30 protein-coding genes are annotated in these 24983 nt (G+C 41.9%); 28 read left to right on the forward strand and 2 right to left on the reverse strand.

Translation table 11 applies throughout. The features are described 5' to 3' along the window. The first annotated feature begins 76 nt into the window (after positions 1 to 76). On the forward strand, positions 77 to 1033 hold the full coding sequence (locus AMR95_RS13405; RefSeq protein WP_039182138.1) for an AEC family transporter: 957 nt from the start codon (positions 77 to 79) through the stop codon (positions 1031 to 1033). Between the two features lie 48 nt (positions 1034 to 1081). Here AMR95_RS13405 and racA read toward each other — a convergent pair whose 3' ends face one another. Continuing rightward, positions 1082 to 1630: a chromosome-anchoring protein RacA gene (gene racA / locus AMR95_RS13410; RefSeq protein WP_058838550.1), complete on the reverse strand. Its 549-nt coding sequence runs from the start codon at positions 1628 to 1630 to the stop codon at positions 1082 to 1084. A 210-nt stretch (positions 1631 to 1840) separates the two neighbouring features. Here racA and prfA point away from each other — a divergent pair, with 210 nt between their 5' ends. The 21 genes from prfA (at position 1841) to AMR95_RS13520 (ending at position 18791) form a co-directional block, all read left to right on the forward strand. Further along, complete coding sequence (prfA, locus tag AMR95_RS13415) at positions 1841 to 2908, forward strand: peptide chain release factor 1 (RefSeq protein WP_039182133.1); 1068 nt, start codon at positions 1841 to 1843, stop codon at positions 2906 to 2908. After that, a complete protein-coding gene (gene prmC / locus AMR95_RS13420) occupies positions 2898 to 3782 on the forward strand; it encodes a peptide chain release factor N(5)-glutamine methyltransferase (RefSeq protein WP_058838551.1) in 885 nt (294 codons plus the stop codon). The genes prfA and prmC overlap by 11 nt, the downstream gene beginning before the upstream one ends. 141 nt (positions 3783 to 3923) lie before the next feature. Then, positions 3924 to 4403 (forward strand): hypothetical protein, encoded by a 480-nt coding sequence (locus AMR95_RS13425; RefSeq protein ID WP_058838603.1) that lies wholly within the window; start codon positions 3924 to 3926, stop codon positions 4401 to 4403. Positions 4404 to 4525: 122 nt separating this feature from the next. Then, positions 4526 to 5179 (forward strand): stage II sporulation protein R, encoded by a 654-nt coding sequence (spoIIR, locus tag AMR95_RS13430; protein ID WP_231746893.1) that lies wholly within the window; start codon positions 4526 to 4528, stop codon positions 5177 to 5179. A 64-nt stretch (positions 5180 to 5243) separates the two neighbouring features. After that, entirely contained in the window at positions 5244 to 5687 is a 444-nt protein-coding gene (locus AMR95_RS13435) for a GNAT family N-acetyltransferase (protein ID WP_058838553.1), read from the forward strand. 161 nt (positions 5688 to 5848) lie between these two features. Continuing rightward, positions 5849 to 6901 carry an L-threonylcarbamoyladenylate synthase gene (locus tag AMR95_RS13440; protein ID WP_058838554.1) on the forward strand — a complete coding sequence of 351 codons (1053 nt, stop codon included), beginning with the start codon at positions 5849 to 5851 and terminating at the stop codon, positions 6899 to 6901. A gap of 60 nt (positions 6902 to 6961) precedes the next feature. Then, on the forward strand, positions 6962 to 7516 hold the full coding sequence (locus tag AMR95_RS13445) for a manganese efflux pump MntP (RefSeq protein WP_039182117.1): 555 nt from the start codon (positions 6962 to 6964) through the stop codon (positions 7514 to 7516). A gap of 63 nt (positions 7517 to 7579) precedes the next feature. Continuing rightward, complete coding sequence (locus AMR95_RS13450) at positions 7580 to 8038, forward strand: low molecular weight protein arginine phosphatase (RefSeq protein WP_058838555.1); 459 nt, start codon at positions 7580 to 7582, stop codon at positions 8036 to 8038. A 133-nt stretch (positions 8039 to 8171) separates the two neighbouring features. After that, complete coding sequence (gene rpiB, locus AMR95_RS13455; protein WP_058838556.1) at positions 8172 to 8621, forward strand: ribose 5-phosphate isomerase B; 450 nt, start codon at positions 8172 to 8174, stop codon at positions 8619 to 8621. Positions 8622 to 8633: 12 nt separating this feature from the next. Then, positions 8634 to 9173: a TIGR01440 family protein gene (locus tag AMR95_RS13460; protein WP_058838557.1), complete on the forward strand. Its 540-nt coding sequence runs from the start codon at positions 8634 to 8636 to the stop codon at positions 9171 to 9173. Between the two features lie 177 nt (positions 9174 to 9350). After that, positions 9351 to 10598: a serine hydroxymethyltransferase gene (gene glyA, locus AMR95_RS13465; protein ID WP_034281450.1), complete on the forward strand. Its 1248-nt coding sequence runs from the start codon at positions 9351 to 9353 to the stop codon at positions 10596 to 10598. Between the two features lie 147 nt (positions 10599 to 10745). Further along, on the forward strand, positions 10746 to 11375 hold the full coding sequence (upp, locus tag AMR95_RS13470) for a uracil phosphoribosyltransferase (RefSeq protein WP_003214553.1): 630 nt from the start codon (positions 10746 to 10748) through the stop codon (positions 11373 to 11375). A 499-nt stretch (positions 11376 to 11874) separates the two neighbouring features. Next, a complete protein-coding gene (locus tag AMR95_RS13480; RefSeq protein WP_024423731.1) occupies positions 11875 to 12258 on the forward strand; it encodes an ATP synthase subunit I in 384 nt (127 codons plus the stop codon). A 7-nt stretch (positions 12259 to 12265) separates the two neighbouring features. Next, positions 12266 to 13000 carry a F0F1 ATP synthase subunit A gene (atpB, locus tag AMR95_RS13485; protein WP_024423730.1) on the forward strand — a complete coding sequence of 245 codons (735 nt, stop codon included), beginning with the start codon at positions 12266 to 12268 and terminating at the stop codon, positions 12998 to 13000. Positions 13001 to 13048: 48 nt separating this feature from the next. After that, the gene (atpE, locus tag AMR95_RS13490) at positions 13049 to 13261 is read left to right on the forward strand and encodes a F0F1 ATP synthase subunit C (protein WP_003214968.1); all 213 of its coding nucleotides are present in this window, start codon (positions 13049 to 13051) and stop codon (positions 13259 to 13261) included. A 120-nt stretch (positions 13262 to 13381) separates the two neighbouring features. Continuing rightward, entirely contained in the window at positions 13382 to 13903 is a 522-nt protein-coding gene (gene atpF, locus AMR95_RS13495) for a F0F1 ATP synthase subunit B (protein ID WP_034281220.1), read from the forward strand. After that, positions 13900 to 14445, forward strand: a complete 546-nt coding sequence (locus AMR95_RS13500; RefSeq protein ID WP_024426340.1) for a F0F1 ATP synthase subunit delta — start codon at positions 13900 to 13902, stop codon at positions 14443 to 14445. Before atpF ends, AMR95_RS13500 begins: the two co-directional genes overlap by 4 nt. A 16-nt stretch (positions 14446 to 14461) precedes the next feature. Beyond that, on the forward strand, positions 14462 to 15970 hold the full coding sequence (atpA, locus tag AMR95_RS13505) for a F0F1 ATP synthase subunit alpha (protein WP_039182105.1): 1509 nt from the start codon (positions 14462 to 14464) through the stop codon (positions 15968 to 15970). Positions 15971 to 16058: 88 nt separating this feature from the next. After that, positions 16059 to 16925, forward strand: a complete 867-nt coding sequence (locus AMR95_RS13510; protein WP_024423727.1) for a F0F1 ATP synthase subunit gamma — start codon at positions 16059 to 16061, stop codon at positions 16923 to 16925. A gap of 24 nt (positions 16926 to 16949) precedes the next feature. Beyond that, the gene (atpD, locus tag AMR95_RS13515; protein ID WP_008354929.1) at positions 16950 to 18371 is read left to right on the forward strand and encodes a F0F1 ATP synthase subunit beta; all 1422 of its coding nucleotides are present in this window, start codon (positions 16950 to 16952) and stop codon (positions 18369 to 18371) included. A gap of 24 nt (positions 18372 to 18395) precedes the next feature. Then, positions 18396 to 18791: a F0F1 ATP synthase subunit epsilon gene (locus AMR95_RS13520; protein WP_003214592.1), complete on the forward strand. Its 396-nt coding sequence runs from the start codon at positions 18396 to 18398 to the stop codon at positions 18789 to 18791. Positions 18792 to 18833: 42 nt separating this feature from the next. On the opposite strand, the gene AMR95_RS13525 is transcribed toward AMR95_RS13520, so the two are convergent. Then, a complete protein-coding gene (locus AMR95_RS13525) occupies positions 18834 to 19310 on the reverse strand; it encodes a hypothetical protein (RefSeq protein WP_058838604.1) in 477 nt (158 codons plus the stop codon). 170 nt (positions 19311 to 19480) lie between these two features. Here AMR95_RS13525 and AMR95_RS13530 point away from each other — a divergent pair, with 170 nt between their 5' ends. The 6 genes from AMR95_RS13530 to AMR95_RS13555 all read left to right on the forward strand — a co-directional run bounded on the left by AMR95_RS13530 (position 19481) and on the right by AMR95_RS13555 (position 24978). Next, on the forward strand, positions 19481 to 19711 hold the full coding sequence (locus tag AMR95_RS13530; protein WP_024423724.1) for a DUF1146 family protein: 231 nt from the start codon (positions 19481 to 19483) through the stop codon (positions 19709 to 19711). A 129-nt stretch (positions 19712 to 19840) separates the two neighbouring features. Continuing rightward, a complete protein-coding gene (locus tag AMR95_RS13535; RefSeq protein ID WP_058838559.1) occupies positions 19841 to 20575 on the forward strand; it encodes a YwmB family TATA-box binding protein in 735 nt (244 codons plus the stop codon). A gap of 32 nt (positions 20576 to 20607) precedes the next feature. Then, a complete protein-coding gene (gene murA, locus AMR95_RS13540; RefSeq protein WP_024423722.1) occupies positions 20608 to 21915 on the forward strand; it encodes a UDP-N-acetylglucosamine 1-carboxyvinyltransferase in 1308 nt (435 codons plus the stop codon). Positions 21916 to 22170: 255 nt separating this feature from the next. Continuing rightward, positions 22171 to 23196 carry a stage II sporulation protein D gene (gene spoIID / locus AMR95_RS13545; protein ID WP_041087858.1) on the forward strand — a complete coding sequence of 342 codons (1026 nt, stop codon included), beginning with the start codon at positions 22171 to 22173 and terminating at the stop codon, positions 23194 to 23196. 322 nt (positions 23197 to 23518) lie between these two features. Then, positions 23519 to 24217, forward strand: coding sequence for a VWA domain-containing protein (locus AMR95_RS13550; RefSeq protein WP_039182096.1), 699 nt, complete (start codon positions 23519 to 23521; stop codon positions 24215 to 24217). Between the two features lie 83 nt (positions 24218 to 24300). Continuing rightward, entirely contained in the window at positions 24301 to 24978 is a 678-nt protein-coding gene (locus tag AMR95_RS13555; RefSeq protein WP_058838560.1) for a VWA domain-containing protein, read from the forward strand. The last annotated feature ends 5 nt before the right edge of the window (positions 24979 to 24983 follow it).

Below are 24983 nucleotides of genomic sequence, written 5' to 3' on the forward strand. Positions count from 1 at the left end.
CGGCATTGCTTCGGGTAATCTAAGCAATGCCGCAATAAATAAGAAACATGTAAAGGATTTAAGGAGGAATAGTAAGATGGACTTTTTAAATATTTTGATCCTCCTAGCACCGATTTTTTTCGTTATCGCGCTGGGTTGGTTCGCAGGACACTTCGGCAGCTATGACGCTAAATCTGCAAAAGGTGTAAGTACACTTGTAACAAAGTATGCTTTACCAGCGCACTTTATCGCCAGTATTCTGTCAACACCAAAAGATAAATTCTATAGTCAAATTCCATTTTTCGTTGCATTGATTTTCGGAATCGTTGGTTTTTATATCATTATCCTTTTAGTTACGAAATTTGCTTTTAAATATGATTTAACAGACTCATCTGTTTTCTCATTAAACTCAGCACAACCGACCTTTGCATTTATGGGGATTCCGGTCTTGGGCAGTTTATTTGGGGCTCAAGAAGTTGCAATTCCGATTGCGATTACCGGAATAGTTGTAAATGCAATGCTTGATCCAATTGCAATTATTGTATCAACTGTCGGTGAAAAAACAAAAGGGAAAACCAAAGACGGCGAAAGCTTCCTGAAAATGACGACAAAAGCAATTTTGCACGGTTTATCAGAGCCGCTTGCACTTGCACCGTTAGCCAGTATCATTCTTGTTCTTTTAGGATTTAAACTTCCTGCAATTGGACACGAAATGTTAGAGGAAATTGGCAGCGTTACATCAGGGGTTGCGCTATTCGCAGTCGGTGTCACTGTTGGTATCCGCAAAATTAAATTAAGCTTGCCAGCCTTCAGTATTGCATTGCTAAAAGTAGCTGTACAACCAATACTTATGTATCTTATTGCGGTTCTTATGGGTCTTTCGGCCGATGAAATTACAAAAGCTGTATTACTTGTAGCCTTCCCAGGTTCAGCTGTTGCAGCAATGATCGCAACACGATTTGAAAAACAAGAGGCGGAAACTGCATCCGCATTTGTCATCAGTGCCATCATGTCACTTATCACATTACCGATCATTATTGCTCTTACCGTATAATATATCCGTATAATATAGTAGAAAGGCTGCCTATTGAGGCAGCCTTTCTTAGCGAAATGAATGAAACAGAGGGAATAGTACACGCTTTTTTTTGAGGTCAGGGGGTGCGATTTCCTTTTTTTCTTCTGCTTGTGACGGTTGTTTCAAGGTTGCGGCGAGGCGGTCAAATTTTGTGGATAAATCTTCAATTTCTCTGCGGTGCTGAAGCAGCTGATACGATACACCTTCATCTGCTTTTTTAGCCAATTTCCGTTCAAGTTCTTGCAGGCGGTCTTCTACATCGGTGACGTGTAATTGCTGCTGAATGAGCGCTTTCACTTGTTTTTCTAATGCTTCAATCCGCTGTATAGAGACATCAGCTTCGACAGCAGGTGCTGATTGACGAACGGTTTCCTTATGGATTGGCAGTTGAATGTCTTGGAGGATCACACCTTCACTCATCTGGTGTTTGACCTCTTTGAGCAGCTGTACAATATCTTCATGAAATTCATAATGTCCAAGTTCATTCCGGGCGACAGGGATGTTGAGTTGTTTGACCCAACGCTGAATCGTCTTTGAAGAAACACCAATTTCCTTTGCAACCTCATTTGTATTCAAACCAAATGCCCTCCCTTTTTTCAATTACAAGTACCATTCTCTTTAAGGAGGACCTGTTCCTTCACGTTAGACAAAACAAGTAACCAATCGCCAAAGATCGTGTTTTCTAGCGAAAAATTGCAGAAAATCAATTGTTTTGGAAATTTTTTTGACTGTCATACCCCGCTATACTATAATTAGACTGTTACGCACAAAACAGAGGTGAAGACCATGTTAGACCGTTTAAAATCAATTGAAGAACGTTATGAAAAACTAAATGAATATTTAAGTGACCCTGAAGTGGTGAACGACACTACGAAGCTTCGTGAATATTCGAAAGAACAATCCGATATTCAAGAAACTGTTGAGGTATATAGACAATATCGTGCGGCATACGACCAGCTGAATGATGCGAAAGCAATGCTCGAAGAGAAGCTGGATGCTGAGATGCGCGACATGGTCAAAGAAGAAATTTCAGAGCTCACTGAGGAAACGGAACGTTTAGAAGACGAGCTGAAAATCTTGCTGATCCCGAAAGATCCGAATGACAATAAAAACGTTATTGTGGAGGTTCGTGGTGCAGCGGGTGGAGAAGAAGCTGCTCTTTTTGCAGGAAACCTTTACCGCATGTACAGCCGTTATGCTGAAATGCAAGGCTGGAAAACAGAAGTCATGGAAGCAAGTGTCACTGGCACAGGCGGTTATAAAGAGATCATCTTTATGATCAGCGGGAAAGGCGCATACTCCAAACTAAAGTTTGAGAATGGCGCACACCGCGTGCAGCGTGTTCCAGAAACGGAATCAGGCGGACGGATTCATACATCAACTGCGACAGTCGCTGTATTACCTGAGGCTGAGGAAGTTGAAATTGATATCCATGAAAAAGACATCCGTGTCGATACTTTTACATCTAGCGGACCTGGCGGACAAAGTGTCAATACAACCATGTCTGCTGTTCGATTAACTCACCTTCCAACAGGTGTTGTTGTATCCTGTCAGGATGAGAAATCACAAATTAAAAACAAAGAAAAAGCCATGAAAGTACTGCGTGCGAGAATTTATGATAAATTCCAGCGCGAAGCACAGGCTGAATACGATCAAACGCGTAAATCTGCGGTTGGAACAGGGGATCGTTCAGAGCGTATCCGTACGTACAACTTCCCGCAAAACCGTGTAACAGACCACCGCATCGGATTGACGATTCAAAAGCTTGATCAAATTTTAGAAGGAAAACTTGACGAGGTCATTGATGCACTAATTATGGAAGACCAAGCAAGAAAGCTTCAAGATGCAAAATAAAGAGCGAACAATCTTCGAAGCCCTTAAATGGGCTTCTTCTTTGTTAACGGAAGCTGGCAGAGACCAAAATGCAGCAGAACTCCTGTTGATGCATGTGCTCGGCTGGAGCAGAAGTGAGCTTCTTGCACGATTTCATGATGCGCTGCCTGAGGAGCAAGATCAACTGTTCAGCAAATTTGTGACGCAGCATAAGGCGGGTGTTCCTGTTCAGCATTTAACGGGTGTTGAATTCTTTTACGGACGTCCTTTCGAGGTGAATAAGCATGTTCTTATTCCTCGTCCTGAAACGGAAGAAGTTGTGTTGGCGGCGCTCAATTTGGTAGGTGACGTTTTCCCGCCCGATCAGCCGCTCAAAGCAGTTGACGTTGGCACAGGAAGCGGCGCCATTGCGATTACGCTCGCTCTTGAAAAAAAATCACTATCTGTCACAGCGACTGATATCTCACAAGAAGCACTTGCGGTAGCAAAGCGGAATCAACAAGCGCTCGGTGCAGACGTTCATTTTTTACATGGAGATTTACTTGAACCGGTTATAGCTCAAGGTATTAAAGTAGATGTATTTATTTCCAATCCACCTTATATTGCGGCGGAAGAAATGGACAGTCTGTCTGAGGTTGTGACGAAGTATGAGCCGGTGAATGCGCTGACGGACGGACGTGATGGCTTGTGGTTTTATAAACGTCTTGTTCGTGATCTTCACAGCGTGCTGAGTGAACAGGCAGTTGTTGTCTTTGAAATTGGACATACGCAAGGTCAAGATGTCACAGCGCTTCTCGTGCAGGCTTTTCCTGAAGCGCATGTCTACACCGTCAAAGATATTAATGGAAAAGATCGAGCTGTTTGCGCACACATTCAAAACGGAAAGTCCGGCTGAATATAGCCGGACTATTTTATTATGTAAAGATGAAACTTATGGTAAAAGAGAAACGTATATATAGAAGAATGAACATTCTGATCATGATTTTTTACATAAATTTGTTTTGAAGGAGCGAATGGTGTGAACAAAAGGTATGCGATGGTGTTGGTCATCGTCAGTGTACTATTGATTGTGAGTGCTTGTGGTAAACCGAGCTTTAAAAAAGAGGCAGCAGCATTTGGAGAAAGCTATAAAAAAGCACAATACACAGTGAATCGAACGGATGACCTATCTGATATGAAAGAGAAGCTGAAGGTTTATTTAACCGAACATGAATATCAAGAATATACACAAGACAGCATGTTCCCGAGCATATTAGAAGCGGCGAAGGATCAAGATTGTCAAATTAAGCTGAAGAAAATTATGTTTACGCCTTCAGATGAAAGCGATGACAGAATTGAATTTAACTATGAAATGGTGATCCAATTTATCGATCACAAAGGAAAAGTCAAAAAAGAAATCGAGAAAAAAGGGGCCATGACTGTTATTAAAACAGAATCTGGTTTAAAAATCAGCCGAGATTGGGATGGGAGACTGTACCCTTCTGACTACCAATCCTCACTCAAAAGTCGTTCTTAAAGAGAACGGCTTTTTTGTTTTGGCTCATAATCTATTAAAAAAATCATATTGACTGTTTATGAAATGAGTTTCCTGGACACAATGTTTGTAGCGAAGAGAAAAAGTGGGGGGAACACTCAATGTTGAAAAGTAAAACGATGATTTGTCTTTATATGTTTCTATTATTATGCGGTGCTTTTGCAAACCTTGGCAGAGAGGAGACGGCGGCTGCTTCTGCAAATCAGCCTGTTGTTATACCAGATGAAGCGATTCGATTACGCATTTTAGCAAATAGTGATCGTTCAGCGGATCAGGATGTGAAAAGAAGTATTCGTGACGAGGTCAATGCGAATATGACGGAGTGGGTCAAAGACCTCACATCCATTGAAGAAGCAAGACGAGTCATTCGATCAAAGCTGCCAGAAATCAATCGTATCGCCAAAGCGAAATTGAAGGAACAGCATATTGATCAATCTGTATCGGTCAGTTTTCAAAAAGCTTCATTTCCAACAAAACTCTATGGAAATTTCGTCTATCCTGCTGGGAAATATGAAGCCATTTTAATTACGCTTGGAGAAGGGGACGGAGCCAACTGGTGGTGTGTGTTATTCCCGCCGCTCTGTTTTATCGATTTTTCAAACGGAGAAGCCATTGCCTCACCAGAAGGCGATGAGGATAAACAAGTGACAGCGCAGCAAACGAAAGAGTCTGTCAATGAAGTGGTGAAAGAAGAGGAAGAAGAGACAGGTGAAGTGAAGTTCTTTTTGTTCGAATGGGTCTCTAGTCTTTTCTCTTAAAAAAGGTATAAATCGGTTTTTGCCTCATAGAGTTGAAGTAAGAGATCAAAAAAGAGGTGAAAGCATGTATTATCAATTAAGAATAGCCACAGAGGAAGATGTCCCGTCGATCAATGCTTTTCTTGAAAAGGGACAAGCAAAAGGCGGAGTAACGCTTGCAGAGCGAACGACATTTGTCGTGATGGAAGATGCGGATGGTCAGCTGGCAGGCTGCTTAGGTCTTGAACAGCTCAATGAACAAGAGGGATTGCTGCGGTCGCTTGTCATATCAGATAAGCTCGGTCAGGGGCACATTGTCTCCTTGTTCCAAAGCGTTCAAACGCTGGGAGAAAAAATAGGTGTGGATACTTTTTATGTCGTTGCAAACCATTCCTCTTCTCATGATTTTTTGGCATTGATGGGCTTTGCGCCTTTAGAGGAAATCCCAGAAAGCATATGGAGCTCTGCACATGCAAAAGAGACATTGGGGAAAGAACAGGCTGTGATCCTGCAAAAAAAAGGCAGTTAATCACAAAATGATGGACTTATACACATACTTATCCACTACAAAACAAGCGTTATCCACAAATTGTGGACAACGCTTGTTTTATTGATCATCATCTTTTATACTTTCAAAAGGATAATTGAGATATATCAACAGTTTTATCTTTTTTAAAAGGAGTTTGTAGGATGTTAAATACAAAAAGGTGGTCTGTGGATTTAGAAAAGGATTTATCCACATACTATCCACAAATTAAACAGGCGGCCGATCTGCTGCAGCAAAATGAAGTGGTTGCTTTCCCGACAGAGACCGTTTACGGACTCGGGGCAAATGCGAAAGAGACAGAAGCCGTGATGAAAATTTATGAAGCGAAAGGGCGTCCGAGTGATAATCCGTTGATTGTTCACATTGCGGAAGTTCAGCAGCTTCACGAATTTGCACAAATAGAAAGCGAAAAAGCGAAGGCACTGATGGATGCCTTTTGGCCGGGCGCCTTAACCATCGTTCTTCCGTGTAAGCCGGGCACTTTATCCAAGCAGGTTACGGCAGGTTTATCCACAGTAGGTGTGAGAATGCCTGACCATCCCATTGCGCTTGAGCTCATCCGAGCAGCTGGTCTGCCAATTGCTGCACCAAGTGCGAACCGTTCAGGGAAACCTTCACCAACACAAGCTGACCATGTAGCGAGTGACCTCGAAGGAAGAATCGCTGGAATTGTGGATGGCGGTTCAACTGGAATTGGCGTTGAGTCAACGGTTGTATCCTGTGTCGGTGAGACCCCAGTGATTTTAAGACCGGGCGGAATTACAAAAGAAGCATTAGAAGAGGTCGTGGGGACGGTGAGTGTGGATCCGGGGCTGACAAAAAAGGACGAGGCGCCAGTATCGCCAGGTATGAAATACACACACTATGCACCTGAAGCCCAGATGTATATCTTTCATGGAAGTGATGAAGACATGCAGCGGCACATTCAGAAATACAAAGCTGAAGGTCTAAAAGTCGGAGTGCTGACAACAGAAGAAAAGAAATCGCTATTTGCGGCAGATGTTGTGTACAGCTGTGGATGGAGAGAAAAACCTGAAACGGTTGCTGCAAACCTCTATCGTGTACTGAGACAATTTGATGAAACGGATGTAGACTTGATTATTTCAGAAGCCTTTCCAGAGCAAGGAGTTGGTTCTGCCATTATGAACCGTCTGCAAAAAGCCGCAGGAGGGCGTACACTCCCTTCGTTCCAATAGTTCTAACCTTTCTTGGACAAACATAGGTTAAAGGAGAATGTGTGTCCAAGGGGGATTTACATGAACGAACTAGCTGGCGAATTGCTGACGCTCAGCATCATGGCTTTTGCACTTGGAATGGATGCTTTTTCGGTTGGACTTGGTATGGGGATGATTCAGCTGAGGTTCCGCCAGATCATTTATATTGGACTTGTTATTGGGATATTTCATATGTTTATGCCGCTTTTTGGTATGCTGACAGGTCAGCTCTTATCCGGATGGCTCGGTCTTCTTGCCACCTATATTGGCGGGGCGCTGCTTTTGGTGCTGGGACTGCAAATGATCGTTGCTTCTATCCGCAAAGAAGATAAGCCCTTTATCGCACCTGTTGGGACTGGTCTCGTTCTTTTTGCTACAAGTGTCAGCCTAGACAGCTTCTCTGTTGGTTTAAGCCTCGGAATTTACGGTTCCCAGGTGTGGATGACTATATTATTGTTTGGTTTTTTTAGTATGCTCCTCACATGGCTCGGATTATTACTCGGTAAACAGGTTCGGTCATGGGTGGGTTCATATAGCGGCGCGCTTGGCGGAATTATTTTACTAGCCTTTGGTATCAAATTATTATTTCCGCTCTAGCCAGTCTCCTTACATAACATGTAGAATGAAATGCTATATAATAGAAGAAAAGGAGGGCGAAAGATGAAAATCTTATTTGTTTGTACGGGAAATACATGCAGAAGTCCAATGGCTCAAGCCCTTTTTGCTTCCATTGCAGATGAAAAAGGTTTAGAGGTCACTGTAAAATCAGCGGGCATTTTTGCCTCCGATGAAGGGAAGGCTTCTCCTCAAGCGATCGAAGCATTATTTGAGAAAAGCATTCCACTGAATCACTCATCATCAAAATTGACAGAGGAGCTTCTGCGCGAAGCTCATTACGTCTTCACGATGACTATGCAGCATAAACAGTTGATTACTGAGCAGTATGCGCATGCAATAGGCAAGGTCTTCACTTTAAAGGAATTTGCGACAGGAACAGAAGGCGATGTTTCCGACCCGTTTGGCGGAAGTCTTTCTGTTTATCAGGAAACTCGTGATGAACTTGAAGCCTTACTGTATCAGCTCGCTGAGAAATTGAAAAAAGATCATCATCATAGATAACCTGTAAAACCGTTGCGTCAACGGTTTTTCTGCTTTTGTTTGCAAATCACTAGGCAGAGGTTAAAATATAACTGTAAATAAAGAATGAATGTAAGATATAACAGATCAACTCACCCTTAGGAGGAATTGCCCGATGAAAGTAGCCATTGCATCCGATCACGGCGGAACGAATATTCGTGAAGAAATCAAACAACTGATGGATGAATTGAAGATTGAATACATTGATATGGGTTGTGAATGCGGATCAGGTTCTGTAGATTACCCAGATTATGCATTCCCTGTAGCCAATATGGTGGCAAACGGAGAAGTCGACCGCGGCATTTTAATTTGCGGGACAGGCATCGGCATGAGCATCTCGGCAAATAAAGTAAAAGGAATTCGCTGTGCATTAGCACATGATACATTTAGTGCAAGAGCAACTAGAGAACATAATGATACGAACGTTCTTGCAATGGGAGAGCGAGTAATTGGACCAGGATTAGCACGTGAGATTGCGCATATTTGGCTGACAACAGAGTTTACAGCAGGACGCCATGCTGTGCGGATTGGCAAAATTGCTGATTACGAAGAAAAGCACCTATAAGGAGCGCTTAACATGAACATTGGTCAAGATTGGCTTGAAATGTTAAAAGAGTTTCATCAAACAGTTGAATTGCGTGCCGGGCAAATTTTAGTCATTGGCTGCAGTACGTCAGAAGTGGCTGGTGAGCATATTGGTACTGCAGGGAGTGAGCAAATTGCTGCGTTCATCTATCAAGAATTGGATCAGTTAAGACAAGAGACCGGCATTGAGCTCGCCTTTCAATGCTGTGAGCATCTAAATCGTGCCCTAGTCGTTGAAGAAGAAGTGGCTTTCCGTTTTAACTTGGAGATTGTAGCTGCAGTACCTGTCCGTAAAGCGGGTGGTTCGATGGCGGCTCACGCGTATCAGCAAATGGAACATCCTGTATTGGTCGAATCCATTGAGGCGCATGCTGGAATTGATATCGGCGATACGTTAATTGGGATGCATTTAAAGAGAGTCGCTGTACCTGTCCGTCTCAGCCGTCATCAATTAGGACATGCACATGTGACTTTTGCGAAAACACGTCCGAAGCTGATTGGCGGAGAAAGAGCGGTTTATACAAGATCATAGCTTCGATATATTTCTAATATAATGTTGAATGATGAAGACGCTTTACCACTTGAATATTCGGGTTTTCATAAAAAAGAAGTCGATTTTCCAAAAAAAACTTTTACATTTTACTCAAAAACCGTGTACAATGAGATGGTGAAAACATCGAATGGAAATAGATTGGAGAGGATTTCGCTGATGAAACATTTACCTGAGCAAGACGCACAAGTATTCAAAGCAATTCAACTAGAGCGGAAACGCCAGCAGGACAAAATCGAATTAATTGCATCAGAAAACTTCGTAAGCGAAGCAGTCATGGAAGCACAGGGCTCTGTATTAACAAATAAATACGCTGAGGGTTATCCTGGTAAACGCTACTATGGCGGCTGTGAACATGTAGACGTTGTGGAAGATATCGCACGTGACCGCGCAAAAGAAATTTTTGGCGCTGAGTATGTGAACGTACAACCTCACTCAGGTGCTCAAGCGAACATGGCTGTTTACTTTACTATTCTTGAGCATGGCGATACAGTGCTGGGCATGAACTTATCACATGGCGGACATTTAACACACGGAAGCCCTGTAAACTTTAGTGGTGTACAGTACAACTTTGTAGAATATGGTGTAGATAAAGAAACTCAGCATATCGACTATCAAGATGTACTTGAAAAAGCACGTGAACATAAGCCGAAACTAATCGTTGCGGGTGCAAGTGCATACCCACGTCAAATTGATTTCAAAAAGTTCCGTGAGATTGCTGATGAAGTCGGTGCTTACTTTATGGTCGACATGGCTCACATTGCTGGTCTTGTTGCAGCAGGTCTTCATCCAAATCCAGTTCCTTACGCAGATTTTGTGACAACAACAACTCACAAAACATTACGCGGACCTCGCGGCGGAATGATTCTTTGCCGTGAAGAGTTTGGTAAAAAGATCGACAAATCGATCTTCCCTGGTATTCAAGGTGGACCACTCATGCATGTCATCTCTGCAAAAGCTGTTTCTTTCGGTGAAGTATTGAACGGAGATTTCAAAACATATGCACAAAACGTCATTGATAATGCAAAACAACTAGCTGAAACTCTTTTATCTGAAGATATTCAGCTTGTATCTGGCGGAACAGATAACCATCTTGTTCTCATTGACTTGCGTTCTCTTGGCATCACAGGAAAAATTGCAGAAAACGTTCTTGATGAAATCGGTATTACAGTGAACAAAAATGCAATTCCTTATGATCCAGAGAAACCATTTGTCACAAGTGGTGTACGTGTAGGGACAGCTGCAGTAACAAGCCGCGGTTTCGATCAAGAAGCGATGAAAGAAGTCGGTTCCATTATTGCACTTGCGCTAAAACATCATGAAGATGAAGCGAAATTAGAAGAGGCGAAAAAGCGTGTATCTGATCTTACGGCTCGTTTCCCTCTATATAACGAATTAGATTATTAAAAAACAGACCCATTTGCCTATTTTTGGCATGTGGGTTTTTTTTGTAGGATTTGCGAATCATATTGAAAGATGATGTCTTTTTATGTAGAATTGTAGGAAGTGTGCAAAGTTCACCGGAAGATGACAGAAAAGGAGTTGTAGCAAGCTATGGCAAAGGTTTATGTATTTGATCACCCGCTTATTCAGCACAAACTTACATATATTCGTGACGTTCATACAGGAACTAAAGAATTTAGAGAGCTAGTGGATGAAGTCGCAACATTAATGGCATTTGAAATCACAAGAGATTTACCGCTTGAAGAGGTAGATGTAGAAACACCTGTACAAGTAGCGAAATCAAACGTGATCTCAGGTAAAAAACTCGGTGTTGTGCCAATTTTAAGAGCAGGTCTTGGAATGGTAGACGGGATTTTGAAACTCATTCCAGCTGCTAAAGTGGGACATGTTGGTTTATACCGCGATCCGAAAACATTAAAGCCTGTTGAATATTATGTGAAGCTTCCATCTGATGTGGAAGAGCGTGAATTTATCGTAGTAGATCCAATGCTTGCAACTGGCGGCTCAGCAGTCGAAGCGTTAAACAGCTTGAAAAAACGCGGTGCGAAAAACATTCGCTTCATGTGTCTGATTGCTGCCCCTGAAGGTGTAGAAGAAATGCAAAAGCATCATCCAGATGTTGATATCTACATTGCAGCATTAGATGAGAAACTAAACGAAAAAGGTTACATCATTCCAGGTCTTGGTGATGCTGGTGACCGTATGTATGGAACGAAATAAGAAAGTCTTAATAAAAGCCCACATGCAAAACGTGCATGTGGGCTTTTTTGATATATATGACAAACGGTTGATACCGTTCATAGAAAAATCATTGTATACTGAACATTGGCTGTTTTTTTCAATGAATGTCACATCTCTCCTAAAGTTTGATGAAATTGTGAACATTTTGTGTGCTCTATCACTATAGAAAAGTTTTTTAACTTTCAACCGATTGACACATCATAGACGCTATTGTATGCTAAACGAGGGTATTATGGTAAGGTTTTCATAGCCTATAGCACTCTACTAATCCTCATTGTGAACCCTTTAATAATCAGGGTTTGTATCAACGAATGAAGCAGCATCCCATAGATCTAAAGATTTCAAGTCTGATTGTGCAATTAGACCGATGGGTGATTGATTTTTTTCGAATAGGACGGCTTATCATAAGCGTCTTCTACGCAGTTTTCATCACCATTTATCACCTTTTTTACAATATTTTTCATCGGGAGTCAGATGAATGAACGATCCAAACGCGATTTTCCGCAGACAGAGTAAATACATGTTCTATCTATTGGCAATTTTTGTGTTTGGCTATGCCATGCCTGGTTTTAAACCACTGTTTCTTGGTTTCATTATCGGCACAATTTTTGCTTTCTTTAATTTATTCCTACTTATACGGAGAATGCACGCTTTTGATCGAGCGGTTAAAAAAGGAAAATCCATTCGTTCAATGGGAAGTACAGCCAGGTGGGCCAACGCGATTCTCGCAGTAGCGATTGCTTGGCGTTACCCTAATGAAGTTCATCTGGCAGGTGTTGTTATAGGATTAATGACAATATATCCTGTCATTATGATAGATTCCTTCATTCAACTTAAACGTTCTACTATGGAAGAGAGGTGAATACTCTTTGGGTCACAGTTCAAAAACTACAGAATTTTTAGGGTTAACGTTCAACTTATCCAATGTTCTCATGATTACGATTGCTAGTATCATCGTTCTTCTCATAGCGGTGCTGACTACTCGTGTTCTGTCTATTCGTCCGACTAAGGCGCAGAACTTCATGGAATGGATCGTTGATTTTGTTCGAAATATCATAGGTAGTTCGATGGACATGAAAACAGGAGCCCCATTTCTAGCGCTTGGCGTTACATTACTCATGTACATATTTGTTTCAAACATGCTTGGACTGCCATTCTCGATTACGGTCGATCACAACTTGTGGTGGAAATCACCAACTGCTGATCCTGCAATCACAATGACACTAGCAATTATGGTCATGGGACTTACACACTTCTACGGTGTCAAGGCAAAAGGAGTCAAGGAATATACGAAAGACTTCTTCAAGCCAATCCCATATTTAGTGCCGCTGAAAATCATTGAAGAATTTGCAAACACGCTAACACTTGGTTTGCGTCTTTACGGAAATATTTTCGCTGGAGAGATTCTTCTTGGGTTACTTGCAGGACTTGCGACCAATTTCTACACGCAAAACATTGCGCTTGGTATCGTTGGTACATTAGGTGCCATCGTGCCGATGATTGTATGGCAGGCATTCAGTTTGTTTGTCGGAACAATCCAGGCATTTATCTTCACCATGCTGACAATGGTGTACATTTCCCATAAAGTCAGCGACGAACACTAAAAAATTGAGAGTCCAAAAAGGACGTTATTTTAAAGGAGGAGCTTTTTAATGAATTTAATAGCAGCAGCAATTGCAATCGGTTTAGGAGCACTAGGAGCAGGTATTGGTAACGGTCTAATCGTATCTAAAACAGTTGAAGGAATCGCTCGTCAGCCAGAAGCTGGTAGAGAACTAAGAACACTTATGTTCATCGGGGTCGCTTTAGTTGAGGCACTTCCAATTATCGCTGTCGTTATCGCATTCTTGGCATTCTTTGGTTAATATGTGAGAAGCGTTCTAATATGAATTTTAATGGCGAAGATCAGATTAGTTCGAAACTTCGCCATTCCTTTATGTTTTGTTTCTTAACATATTATTTAAAGAAGGGAGTTGCCGTACTAAATGTCTCAGTTACCAGTGGTTTTAGGAGCAGGGGGCTTAAGCTTCAACGCCGGTGATATGTTATTCCAGCTTATCGCTATGCTCATTTTGCTTGCACTTTTAAAGAAATTTGCGCTTAAACCTTTATTAGGTATTATGAAGCAGCGTGAAGATTATATAGGAAATGAAATTTCAAGTGCTGAAGAAAAGCACGTTCAAGCTGAAAAGCTTCTTGAAGAACAACGTGTCTTATTGAAAGAAGCACGCGAAGAATCACATACACTCATCGAAAATGCGAAAAAGATTGGTGAAAAACAAAAAGAAGAGATCATTCAAGCAGCACGTCAAGAATCAGAGCGCTTGAAAGAGTCTGCTAGAACTGAAATCGTGAAAGAAAAAGAACAAGCTGTGGCTGCACTGCGTGAGCAGGTTGCATCACTATCTGTGCTGATTGCATCTAAAGTGATTGAAAAAGAACTTGATGAGCAGGCACAAGAGAAATTGATTCAAGAGTACCTTAAAGAGGCAGGCGAAAGCCGATGAGCGTAACTATTGTCTCTAAGCGTTACGCTTCTGCTCTTTTTGACATCGTTCTTGCTTCTTCGGCAGTAGACGAAACTGAAAAAGAGCTGAATGAGATCAAAAAAGTTCTAAAGGCTGACCAAGAACTCAATGACTTCCTTGTTCATCCAAAGATTACGGCAGACAAAAAGAAACAGTTGATTGCTGAAGCTTTCAAAGGTGTTTCTACTTATGTATTGCACACAATGTATTTACTGATTGACCGCGGACGCACGAATATTTTCTCTGAAATGACGTCTGAGTTTGTGAAACTTGCAAACCGTACGAAACAAATAGACGATGCGGTCGTGTATTCAGTGAAACCGCTGAGCGGTGCTGAAATCCAATCTTTATCTGAAGTATTTGCCAAAAAAGCCGGAGTCACATCACTGCGTGTTGAAAATGTGATTGACAAGGATCTAATAGGCGGAGTGAAAATCCGTATCGGAAACCGCATTTATGACGGCAGTGTCAGCGGAAAGCTTTCCCGCATTGAACGTCAGCTTGCAGGCGAAAATCGTTAGAAGGGGTGAAACCTTAGTGAGTATCAAAGCTGAAGAGATTAGCGCGCTGATAAAGCAGCAAATCCAAAACTATCAATCAGAAATTGAAGTAAAAGATGTCGGTACAGTCATTCAAGTAGGGGACGGTATCGCGCGTGTACATGGCCTTGACAACATTATGGCAGGAGAGCTGGTTGAGTTCTCTAACGGTGTAATGGGTATGGCTCAAAACCTTGAGGAGTCTAACGTAGGTATCGTTATTTTAGGACCTTACAAAGATATCCGCGAAGGTGACGACGTAAAACGTACAGGTCGTATCATGGAGGTTCCAGTAGGTGAAGAGTTAATCGGACGTATTGTGAACCCGCTTGGTCAGCCTGTTGATGGACTAGGTCCAATCTTAACAAGCAAAACACGTCCAATCGAAAGTGAAGCACCTGGTGTTATGGATCGTAAATCTGTACATGAGCCGCTTCAAACAGGAATTAAAGCAATTGATGCCTTGATTCCAATCGGCCGCGGACAGCGTGAATTGATCATTGGTGACCGTCAAACAGGTAAAACATCTGTTGCAATCGATACGATTCTAAACCAAAAAGATCAAGACATGATCTGTATTTATGTAGCCATCGGACAAAAAGAATCAACGGTTCGTGGTGTTGTTGAAACACTTCGTAAGCATGGTGCGCTTGACTACACAATCGTTGTCACAGCTTCTGCATCACAGCCAGCTCCACTTCTTTACCTTGCTCCTTATGCAGGTGTAACGATGGGTGAGGAATTCATGTATAACGGCAAGCACGTACTTGTTGTCTATGATGACCTTTCTAAACAAGCGGCAGCTTACCGTGAGCTTTCATTATTGCTTCGTCGTCCTCCAGGTCGTGAGGCATTCCCTGGTGATGTTTTCTATCTTCACTCTCGTTTATTAGAACGTGCAGCGAAGCTTAGTGACGAAAAGGGTGGCGGTTCTATCACAGCATTGCCTTTCGTAGAAACGCAAGCTGGCGATATTTCTGCATATATCCCAACAAACGTTATTTCCATCACAGATGGACAGATTTTCTTACAATCTGACCTCTTCTTCTCAGGCGTACGTCCAGCGGTAAACGCAGGATTGTCTGTATCTCGTGTAGGTGGTTCTGCACAAATCAAAGCGATGAAAAAGGTAGCAGGTACACTTCGTCTGGATCTTGCTTCTTATCGTGAGCTTGAAGCGTTCGCTCAGTTTGGATCTGATCTAGACCAAGCGACTCAAGCGAAATTAAACCGTGGTGCAAGAACTGTTGAAGTCTTAAAACAAGACTTGAACAAACCGCTTAAAGTTGAAAAACAAGTAGCGATTCTTTACGCACTAACAAGAGGATACTTAGACGATGTTGCCATTGCTGATGTTAAACGTTTTGAAGCTGAGTTATTCATGTACATTGAAGAAAACCATAAAGGCTTGTTTGACACAATCTCTCAAACAGGAAATATGCCTGCTGATGAAGAGTGGAAGACAGCAATCGAAGGCTTTAAACGTACGTTTGCACCAAGCAACTAATTAGTAATCTTTCCGAGAGAAAAAGATTCTCTTTTTCTCTCTTTTCACGTAAATGAACACGGATTCCTGAAAAAAGGTGGTGAAATCTTTGGCCTCATTACGCGATATAAAGTCAAGGATCACGTCAACGAAAAAATCGAGTCAGATCACAAAAGCGATGCAAATGGTATCAGCTGCGAAACTGAATCGTGCTGAAAACAATGCGAAGTCTTTTGTTCCTTACATGGAGAAAATCCAGGAAGTGGTTGCTGCAATCGCAACTGGAACAAGTGCTAAGCACCCAATGCTTCTTTCAAGACCTGTCAAGAAAACAGGGTATCTCGTCATAACATCTGATCGAGGGCTTGCAGGACCTTTTAACAGCTCGATTTTGCGTGCCGCTTACCAAACCATTCAATCTCGTCATCAATCCGCTGATGAATATGCGGTGATTGTCATTGGTAAAATCGGACGCGACTTCTTCAAAAAGCGTGGTATTCCAGTTATTTCTGAAGTAACAGGGCTTGGAGACGAAGTAGCGTTTGCTGATATTAAAGAATTAGCAAGTAGCACAGTTCAAATGTTCTCTGATGAAGCGTTTGACGAACTTTACATGTTCTACAACCACTTTGTCAGTGCGATTTCACAAGAAGTAACAGAGAAGAAATTATTGCCGCTAACGGACCTTTCGGCCGCAGCGACACCAAATAAACGTTCCGCATCTTATGAGTTTGAGCCTTCTGAAGAAGAAATTCTTGAAGTTCTCCTTCCTCAATATGCAGAGAGTTTGATTTTCGGTGCGCTTCTTGACAGCAAAGCAAGTGAACATGCTGCAAGAATGACAGCAATGAAGAGTGCAACAGACAACGCGAAAGAATTGATCGACAGCCTGACACTCTCTTACAACCGTGCTCGTCAAGCAGCGATTACACAAGAGATTACAGAAATTGTCGGCGGAGCAGCTGCCTTAGAATAGAAATAATTGTCAGGAGGGAATGCAATGAAAACAGGACGCATCAGTCAGATCATGGGACCAGTCGTAGACGTTCGTTTTGAAGACGGTCACTTGCCTGAGATTTATAATGCGATCAAAGTTTCGCATAAAGCGGAAAGCGAAAGTGAAGTTGATATCGACTTAACTTTAGAAGTAGCACTACATTTAGGTGATGATACAGTGAGAACCATCGCGATGGCATCAACAGACGGTGTGAAGCGCGGTATGGAAGCTGTAGACCTTGGAAAACCAATTTCAGTACCAGTTGGTAACGTAACACTTGGACGTGTATTCAACGTACTGGGAGATAACATTGACTTAGATGAGCCACTTGGTGTGGAAGCTCAAAGAGATCCAATCCACAGACAAGCGCCTTCTTTTGATCAACTTTCTACAGAAGTTGAAATTCTTGAAACAGGTATCAAAGTTGTTGACCTGCTTGCTCCTTACATCAAAGGTGGAAAGATCGGTCTATTCGGTGGAGCCGGTGTAGGTAAAACCGTTCTGATTCAAGAATTGATCAACAACATCGCACAAGAACACGGCGGTATTTCTGTATTCGCTGGTGTTGGAGAGCGTACACGTGAAGGAAACGACCTTTACTACGAAATGAAAGATTCTGGCGTTATCGAAAAAACAGCCATGGTCTTCGGCCAAATGAACGAGCCGCCGGGTGCACGTATGCGCGTTGCCCTAACTGGTTTGACAATGGCAGAGCATTTCCGTGATGAACAAGGTCAAGACGTATTGTTCTTCATCGATAACATCTATCGTTTTACACAAGCAGGTTCTGAAGTTTCAGCCCTTCTTGGACGTATGCCTTCAGCGGTAGGTTATCAGCCGACACTTGCAACAGAAATGGGTCAGCTGCAAGAGCGTATCACATCTACAAACGTAGGATCGGTTACATCGATTCAAGCGATCTATGTACCTGCGGATGACTATACAGATCCAGCTCCAGCAACTACGTTCGCTCACCTTGATGCAACGACAAACCTTGAGCGTAAGCTGACTGAAATGGGTATTTACCCAGCGGTTGATCCTCTTGCTTCAACATCTCGTGCACTTGCACCTGAGATCGTTGGCGAAGAGCATTATGCGATTGCACGTGAAGTACAGCAAACATTGCAGCGTTATAAAGAGCTGCAAGATATTATTGCCATTTTAGGTATGGATGAATTATCTGAGGACGATAAGCTTGTGGTACACAGAGCGCGTCGTGTTCAATTCTTCCTATCTCAAAACTTCCACGTAGCAGAGCAGTTCACTGGCCAAAAGGGTTCTTATGTGCCATTGAAAGAAACTGTTAAAGGCTTCAAGGAAATCTTATCTGGTAAATACGATCACCTTCCAGAAGATGCATTCCGTTTAGTTGGACGCATTGAAGAAGTGGTTGAAAAAGCCAAAGAGATGGGTGTAGAGGCCTAATCTGGTCCTTAGGAGGGTAAAAGCATGAAGACCGTTCAAGTCAATATCGTTACTCCCGACGGCCCAGTGTATCAAGCGGATGTGGAAATGGTCAGTGTAAGAGCAGAAAGCGGTGAGCTTGGTATTTTAGCTGGCCACGTTCCAATGGTTGCTCCGCTAAAAATCGGTGCAGTTCGCTTAAAACATAGTGGATCAACTGAATTGGTTGCAGTAAGTGGCGGATTTGTTGAAGTCCGCCCTGAACAAGTAACGATTCTTGCTCAGGCCGCTGAAACATCAGACAAAGTTGATGTTGATCGCGCTAAATCAGCGAAACAGCGTGCTGAAGAGCATTTGAACCACCCGAATGAAAGTGATGTACGCCGGGCGGAACTCGCATTAAAACGGGCGTTAAACCGTTTAAATGTAGCAGGGAAATAAAACAGAAAATCCTTCTTATCACAGTGATAAGAAGGATTTTTTTTAGGATGACATGAGAGATTGATACATCGACACATAAGGATGAGTTGCTTGCTTTTCTAAATATAACTGCTCGCAAAATTGCGTACTGCAATGCCATGTTTTATTGTTTCTGCGTAAGCCAAGCGTATATTGGTGCGAAGAGTCCATATAAGGCCGCACTACCCAGTCAGCATCTGAATGATGACGGATGACAACCTCTCCTAAATACACACTCATCATCGCTTCTAATGCATCTATTGGCATTTTCCACTCAGCGAACAGCTGCTTGGTCAATGCATCAAAGTATAGTGATTCTAACTGATACAGGCTTTCCTCAGAGTAATCCAAAGAAATGTTATGAAAATGACACAATTGTGCTAATTCTTCTAGCTGTGTCTGTCTATAATCAAAGTAGAAAGCAATGGCCTCCCATTCATGATCAAATGAGGGAACCAATTCTCCGTACAAATCAACAAAGTCAGGAAAAGAATCTTTCAATGTGTTCAGCTCCTTCCACACGCAGTATATCATCTCCTTGGCATCAGGATAAGAGGGGATTCACACTAAATGTAGCTCTTTTTTCCAAATGATTCATCTTTCCGATTTTCGAGGATATAATGAAAGGGAGTTTTCCTTTACAGAAATAAATAAAAGGAGGATTCAACTGTATGGAAGACGTAGGACAACAAGCAATCGTGGGCATTGTGATTCACCTATTTTTTATCGCGGTTACATGGTGGGCACTGCTTGCTGTAAATATTGATCCACTCATTAAAAAAGGGAAAATCGTTCAAGCAAGGCTGCTGATGATGCTCATTACGATTGCCATCGCATCTGCGGTCAGCAATTTCTTCCTTGATTACTTAAATTTCTCCAGACAAATTCCTTATATGTTCTAACATAAAAGGTTTGGTCACGGCCTTCTGCGGGAACATAAAATGAAGGGTCAAAAGGTTGGCCTTTTGTTGACTTTTCCACGTATGCATTGACCTCCTTGCGGCAACACTTGTAGCAAGGGGGAATGACAGGTGAGAAAGTATTTGAAAGGTTGGCCATTATTTGCGTTTATTCTTTTTTTTGTTCTGATGATTCAAGGTGTTCGTGCGGAAGAATCTTCTCCGCTCGCTCAAATAGCAGAAGGTTTGAAAAACCAGCAAATCGAAGTCGATGGATGGACCCTTCATGCCAAAACAAATGTAGATATTTCATCCGAACAATTTTCAAAAAAAGTGAAACGTTTGAAAGACGAACTACGACAGTATGAGTGGACCGAAAAAAAAGAACAACATGTCACCAAAGTCACAGGAATTTACAAAGATGAAAAAAATGATACAGAATCGAAAATTTTACTCGTAAAGACCGACACAAAATCAAATCAAAAGTCGTATTTATTATATGAGCAAAAAGGTGCTCGCCCACTGAATACCTGGGAGCATACATATGATCAGTTCGTACGTCATGCAAAAAGCATATTACAAGAGAAAATTGTAATTTTTACTTGTCTCGATGGTCATGTAAATGGTATGATGGATGTTGTTTTGCAAAAAAAAGCTGGAACGTTAGCAAATGAATTTCAAGCAAAACCAGTTGAGTATCTCGTTGAGTCTAATTTTGTGTCGCTTTCCGCTTACACAGAGAAGTGGGAACAGTTCATTATGACTTCAAATGATAAAATGAATGTTCAAATTGCCATCAGAAGTTCGGAAATGAACGAAAATCATACGATTACGGTTGGCACACCAATCGTAACGACTGAATATTAATATAGAGAATTTGGGACGCGGAGGGGAAGACCTTGGAAAAAATCATCGTCCGCGGCGGTCAAAAGTTAAACGGCACAGTTAAAGTAGAAGGCGCAAAAAATGCCGTTTTACCAGTTATCGCTGCATCTTTGTTAGCAAGTACAGAAAAAAGCGTAATTTGTGATGTACCTACGCTCTCCGATGTATATACAATCAATGAAGTGTTACGTCATTTAGGAGCAGAAGTACATTTTGAAAATAACGAAGTATCAGTTGATGCATCTCATGCACTAGAAACTGAGGCTCCGTTTGAGTATGTCCGTAAAATGCGAGCATCCGTGCTTGTCATGGGACCACTTTTAGCAAGAACAGGTCATGCAAGAGTTGCATTACCTGGAGGCTGTGCAATTGGTTCAAGACCAATTGATCAGCATTTAAAAGGCTTTGAAGCAATGGGAGCTAAAATTCAAGTAGGTAATGGTTTCATCGAGGCTGAAGTAAAAGGCCGTTTAAAAGGTGCAAAAATCTATTTGGATTTCCCAAGTGTAGGGGCAACTGAAAACATCATCATGGCAGCAGCATTAGCAGAAGGAACAACCATTTTAGAAAACGTAGCAAAAGAACCTGAAATTGTTGATTTAGCAAACTACATCAATGCCATGGGCGGTAAGGTTCGCGGTGCTGGTACTGGTACAATCAAAATCGAAGGTGTGGAAACACTTCACGGTGCAAAACACAACATCATCCCTGACAGAATTGAAGCAGGTACTTTCATGGTGGCAGCAGCCATTACAGAAGGAAATGTTCTTGTAAAAGGCGCAGTGCCAGAGCACATGACATCACTTGTTGCAAAAATGGAAGAAATGGGTATTCAGATCATTGAAGAAGAAGAAGGTTTAAGAGTCATTGGACCATCTGAGCTCAAGCCAATCGATCTAAAAACAATGCCGCATCCTGGGTTCCCAACGGATATGCAATCTCAGATGATGGCGCTATTGCTTCGTGCGAACGGAACAAGCATGATTACAGAAACAGTGTTTGAAAACCGCTTTATGCATGCTGAAGAATTCCGCCGCATGAATGGTGATATTAAAATTGAGGGTCGCTCTGTCATTATCAATGGGCCGGTTCAACTTCAAGGTGCTGAAGTGGCAGCGACTGATTTAAGAGCAGGAGCAGCACTTGTACTTGCTGGATTAGTGGCAGAAGGTCATACACGTGTCACAGAGTTGAAGCATATTGACCGTGGTTATGTGAACTTCCACCAAAAGCTTGCAGCAATCGGTGCAGATATTGAAAGAGTAAACGATGAATCAGCAGATGTGACACAAGAACAAGTTGTATCAGATCTGAACGCGTAATCATAAAGAAATCAGTGTGTCCATTGGGCATGCTGATTTTTTTTAGATTCATAGAATGCCTCATTTCACGAAGCTTATCATTAGTGTATCCAACCATCTTAAATTTTATTCATACAGACGAACAGTAAAATCCATTTGAAGAACAGCCTCATAGCTCCATAAAAGACTTGTCCACTAAATGAAAGAAGCTGTCATATTAGCTTGTCCCTGCCCATAGGATAAAAGAGATTCAATGACAAATGGGGGCAGCCAAATATGAAACCAATGATATGGACAATCGCAGGAATATGTATCATCATTTTAATGATTCCAACATTACTTGTGTTGCCGACATTCCAAGGGAAGCCGGCGGCCAGCCAGCACGTAGCAGCGGAACCATCAGTTAAAAAAGAAGTGAAGGGTTCAGTCAAATTGAAGCAATCACCCGTCGCTATCCCCGTCTATCGCTCTGCTCATCAGCAGGTAGAAAACATCCCCTTAGAAGAGTATGTGATCGGTGTCGTAGCATCTGAAATGCCAGCTGATTTTGAAATGGAAGCACTCAAGGCACAGGCGCTCGCAGCAAGAACGTATATCGTCAGACAAATGATCAGTGATAAGACCGTCAAATCACCTAAGGGCTCGCTTGTAGATGATACCCAAATGTTCCAGGTGTACAAAAACAAACAGGAACTCAAGAAAATTTGGGGAAAAGCGTACAATTGGAAATTAAAAAAAGTCACGGAAGCTGTTGCCAGCACACAAGGAAAAGTGCTGACTTATGACGAGAAACCAATTGATGCTTCATTCTTTTCAACAAGTAACGGAAAAACGGAAAATGCCGAAGCCTATTGGAAAAACGAAATCCCTTATTTGAAAAGTGTCTCAAGTAAATGGGACGAAAAATCGCCAAAATTTCAAAACAAGAAAACCATCTCGGTAAGTGAATTTCAGCAAAAATTAGGTGTGACGCTCACTCAGCAGGCTCAGGTCGGACAGATAGTAGAACGGACACCAGGAAACCAAGTAGCGAAAGCCGTGATCAACGGTAAAACACTGTCAGGACGAGACATTCGAGAATCACTAGGCCTTCATTCAGCGGACTTCACATGGGAACGCCAGGGCCAGCAGATTGTCATTACAACAAAAGGATATGGTCATGGTGTAGGCATGAGTCAATATGGTGCGCATTATATGGCGCAGGCTGGAAAAAAAGTAGATGCCATCGTGAAACATTATTATAAAGGAATTCAAATCGAATCAGCCGATCGTTTTCTCAACACGTATATGGCTAAAAAATAAAGCAAAGGTGCCTCAGAAATGGGGCATTTTTTTGTGTGGTCAAAGAGGTTTGAACAGAATGTGACAAATTGCGACTTAAGACGCACCGAAGGAAAACTTAAACATTTATGTCCCGATAAGAACTGATGGCCGATACAAAACCCCTCAAAAGGAGGAGAAATCGAGAGGATAAAGGGTCTGTTAGGTGAAAATATCTAGACATCTGACAGAATTTTAGTGATTTTGATGAAAGAGAAAAAGGGACCGAGTCCTATACCATTCCAAGACAGAATATTTTACGATTAAGATGTTTCAATTAAATACATAAGGAGGAAGGAAAATTATGTTGAAAAAAGTATTCTCACTCGTAACCTTAGCTGTATTGACATTATCTATGTCAATCTCTTCACCAGTATTTGCAGAAGCATCTACAGTCAAAAAACATAATAAAGATGTAAGAGTCACAATCTTGCTTGATGCAAGTGGAAGCATGGCAAGAAAAGTTGAGGGAGAGCGCAAATTTGATCTCGCCAAACAAGAGGTATTTAAATTTGCTCAATCACTTCCAAAAGACGCTAAAATTCGTATGAGCTTGTTTGGTTCTGAAGGAAACAACAAAAATTCAGGTAAAGCTCAATCATGTGAAGTCATTAGAGGCGTTTACGGCGTACAGCCTTATGAAAAAGACAGCTTTGAAAACTCTTTAAACGGACTTGGACCAAATGGCTGGACACCGATTGCACGTGCACTTGAAAATGCAAAGCAAGCGGATGAGCAGCTTACTGAAGGAACAAAGCATATTGTGTACTTAATCACTGATGGTGAAGAAACTTGTGGCGGAGATCCAGTAAAAGTAGCAAAAGAATTGCATAACTCAAAAGGATCAACTGTTGTAAATGTGATCGGGTTAGACTTTAACGATGGCTATGAAGGTCAATTGAAGCAAGTAGCCAAAGCTGGTAAAGGCCATTACTACCAAGCAAGCACTGGTAAAGAAATGGGTTCTATCTTATCAGCAGAATCATTAAAACTACACGAATAACTTGCTGAACAAAAGGGAAACGATTGATTCATGCTTTCGTTTCTCTTTTTCTGTACAAAAGTAAAAAATGGAGGTTTTTATTGATGAAAAGAAATATCATATTAACCATTTTGGCTAGTCTTGTCCTGCTTCTTTCTTCACCTGCTCATGCTTTAACAAAACAAGAGCCGCCTGCTCATGTGGTGATATTACTCGATTTAAGCGGCAGCATGGCACAATCAGTTGAAGGTGAAAAGAAAATCGATATCGCCAAACGGTCTATTCAAAGCTTTGCGGGCATTTTATCAGAAGATACACAAGTTCTGCTTCGTGTGTTTGGTCATGAAGGAACCAATAAAAATGCAGGGAAAGCCGTTTCTTGTTCAAGTTCTGAAGCTGTTTACGGATTTGGATCATATGAGCCATCAACATTTCAGCAAGCACTAAATGTGTATAAGCCAACCGGCTGGACACCACTTGCAAAAGCATTAACTGATACGAAACAAGATTTTGAAGATCACCAGGCTGAAGGGAAAAATATTGTTTATGTTGTCAGTGATGGTGAAGAAACTTGTGGTGGAAGCCCTTCACAAGCAGCAAAGGAATTACATGAAGAAGGAATAGATACAATCGTCAATATCATTGGGTTCGACGTAAATGAAAAAGAAGCAAAAAGTTTAAAATCTGTTGCAAAAGCGGGTGGAGGACATTATCAACCGGCTGCAAATGCCGAAGAATTGAACCGCATTCTTCAACAAGAAGCGAGCGCTTTTGGTCAGTAGAGAGT

It is taken from the genome of Bacillus sp. G1(2015b) (genome assembly GCF_001482475.1).
Taxonomy (GTDB): domain Bacteria; phylum Bacillota; class Bacilli; order Bacillales; family Bacillaceae; genus Bacillus; species Bacillus safensis.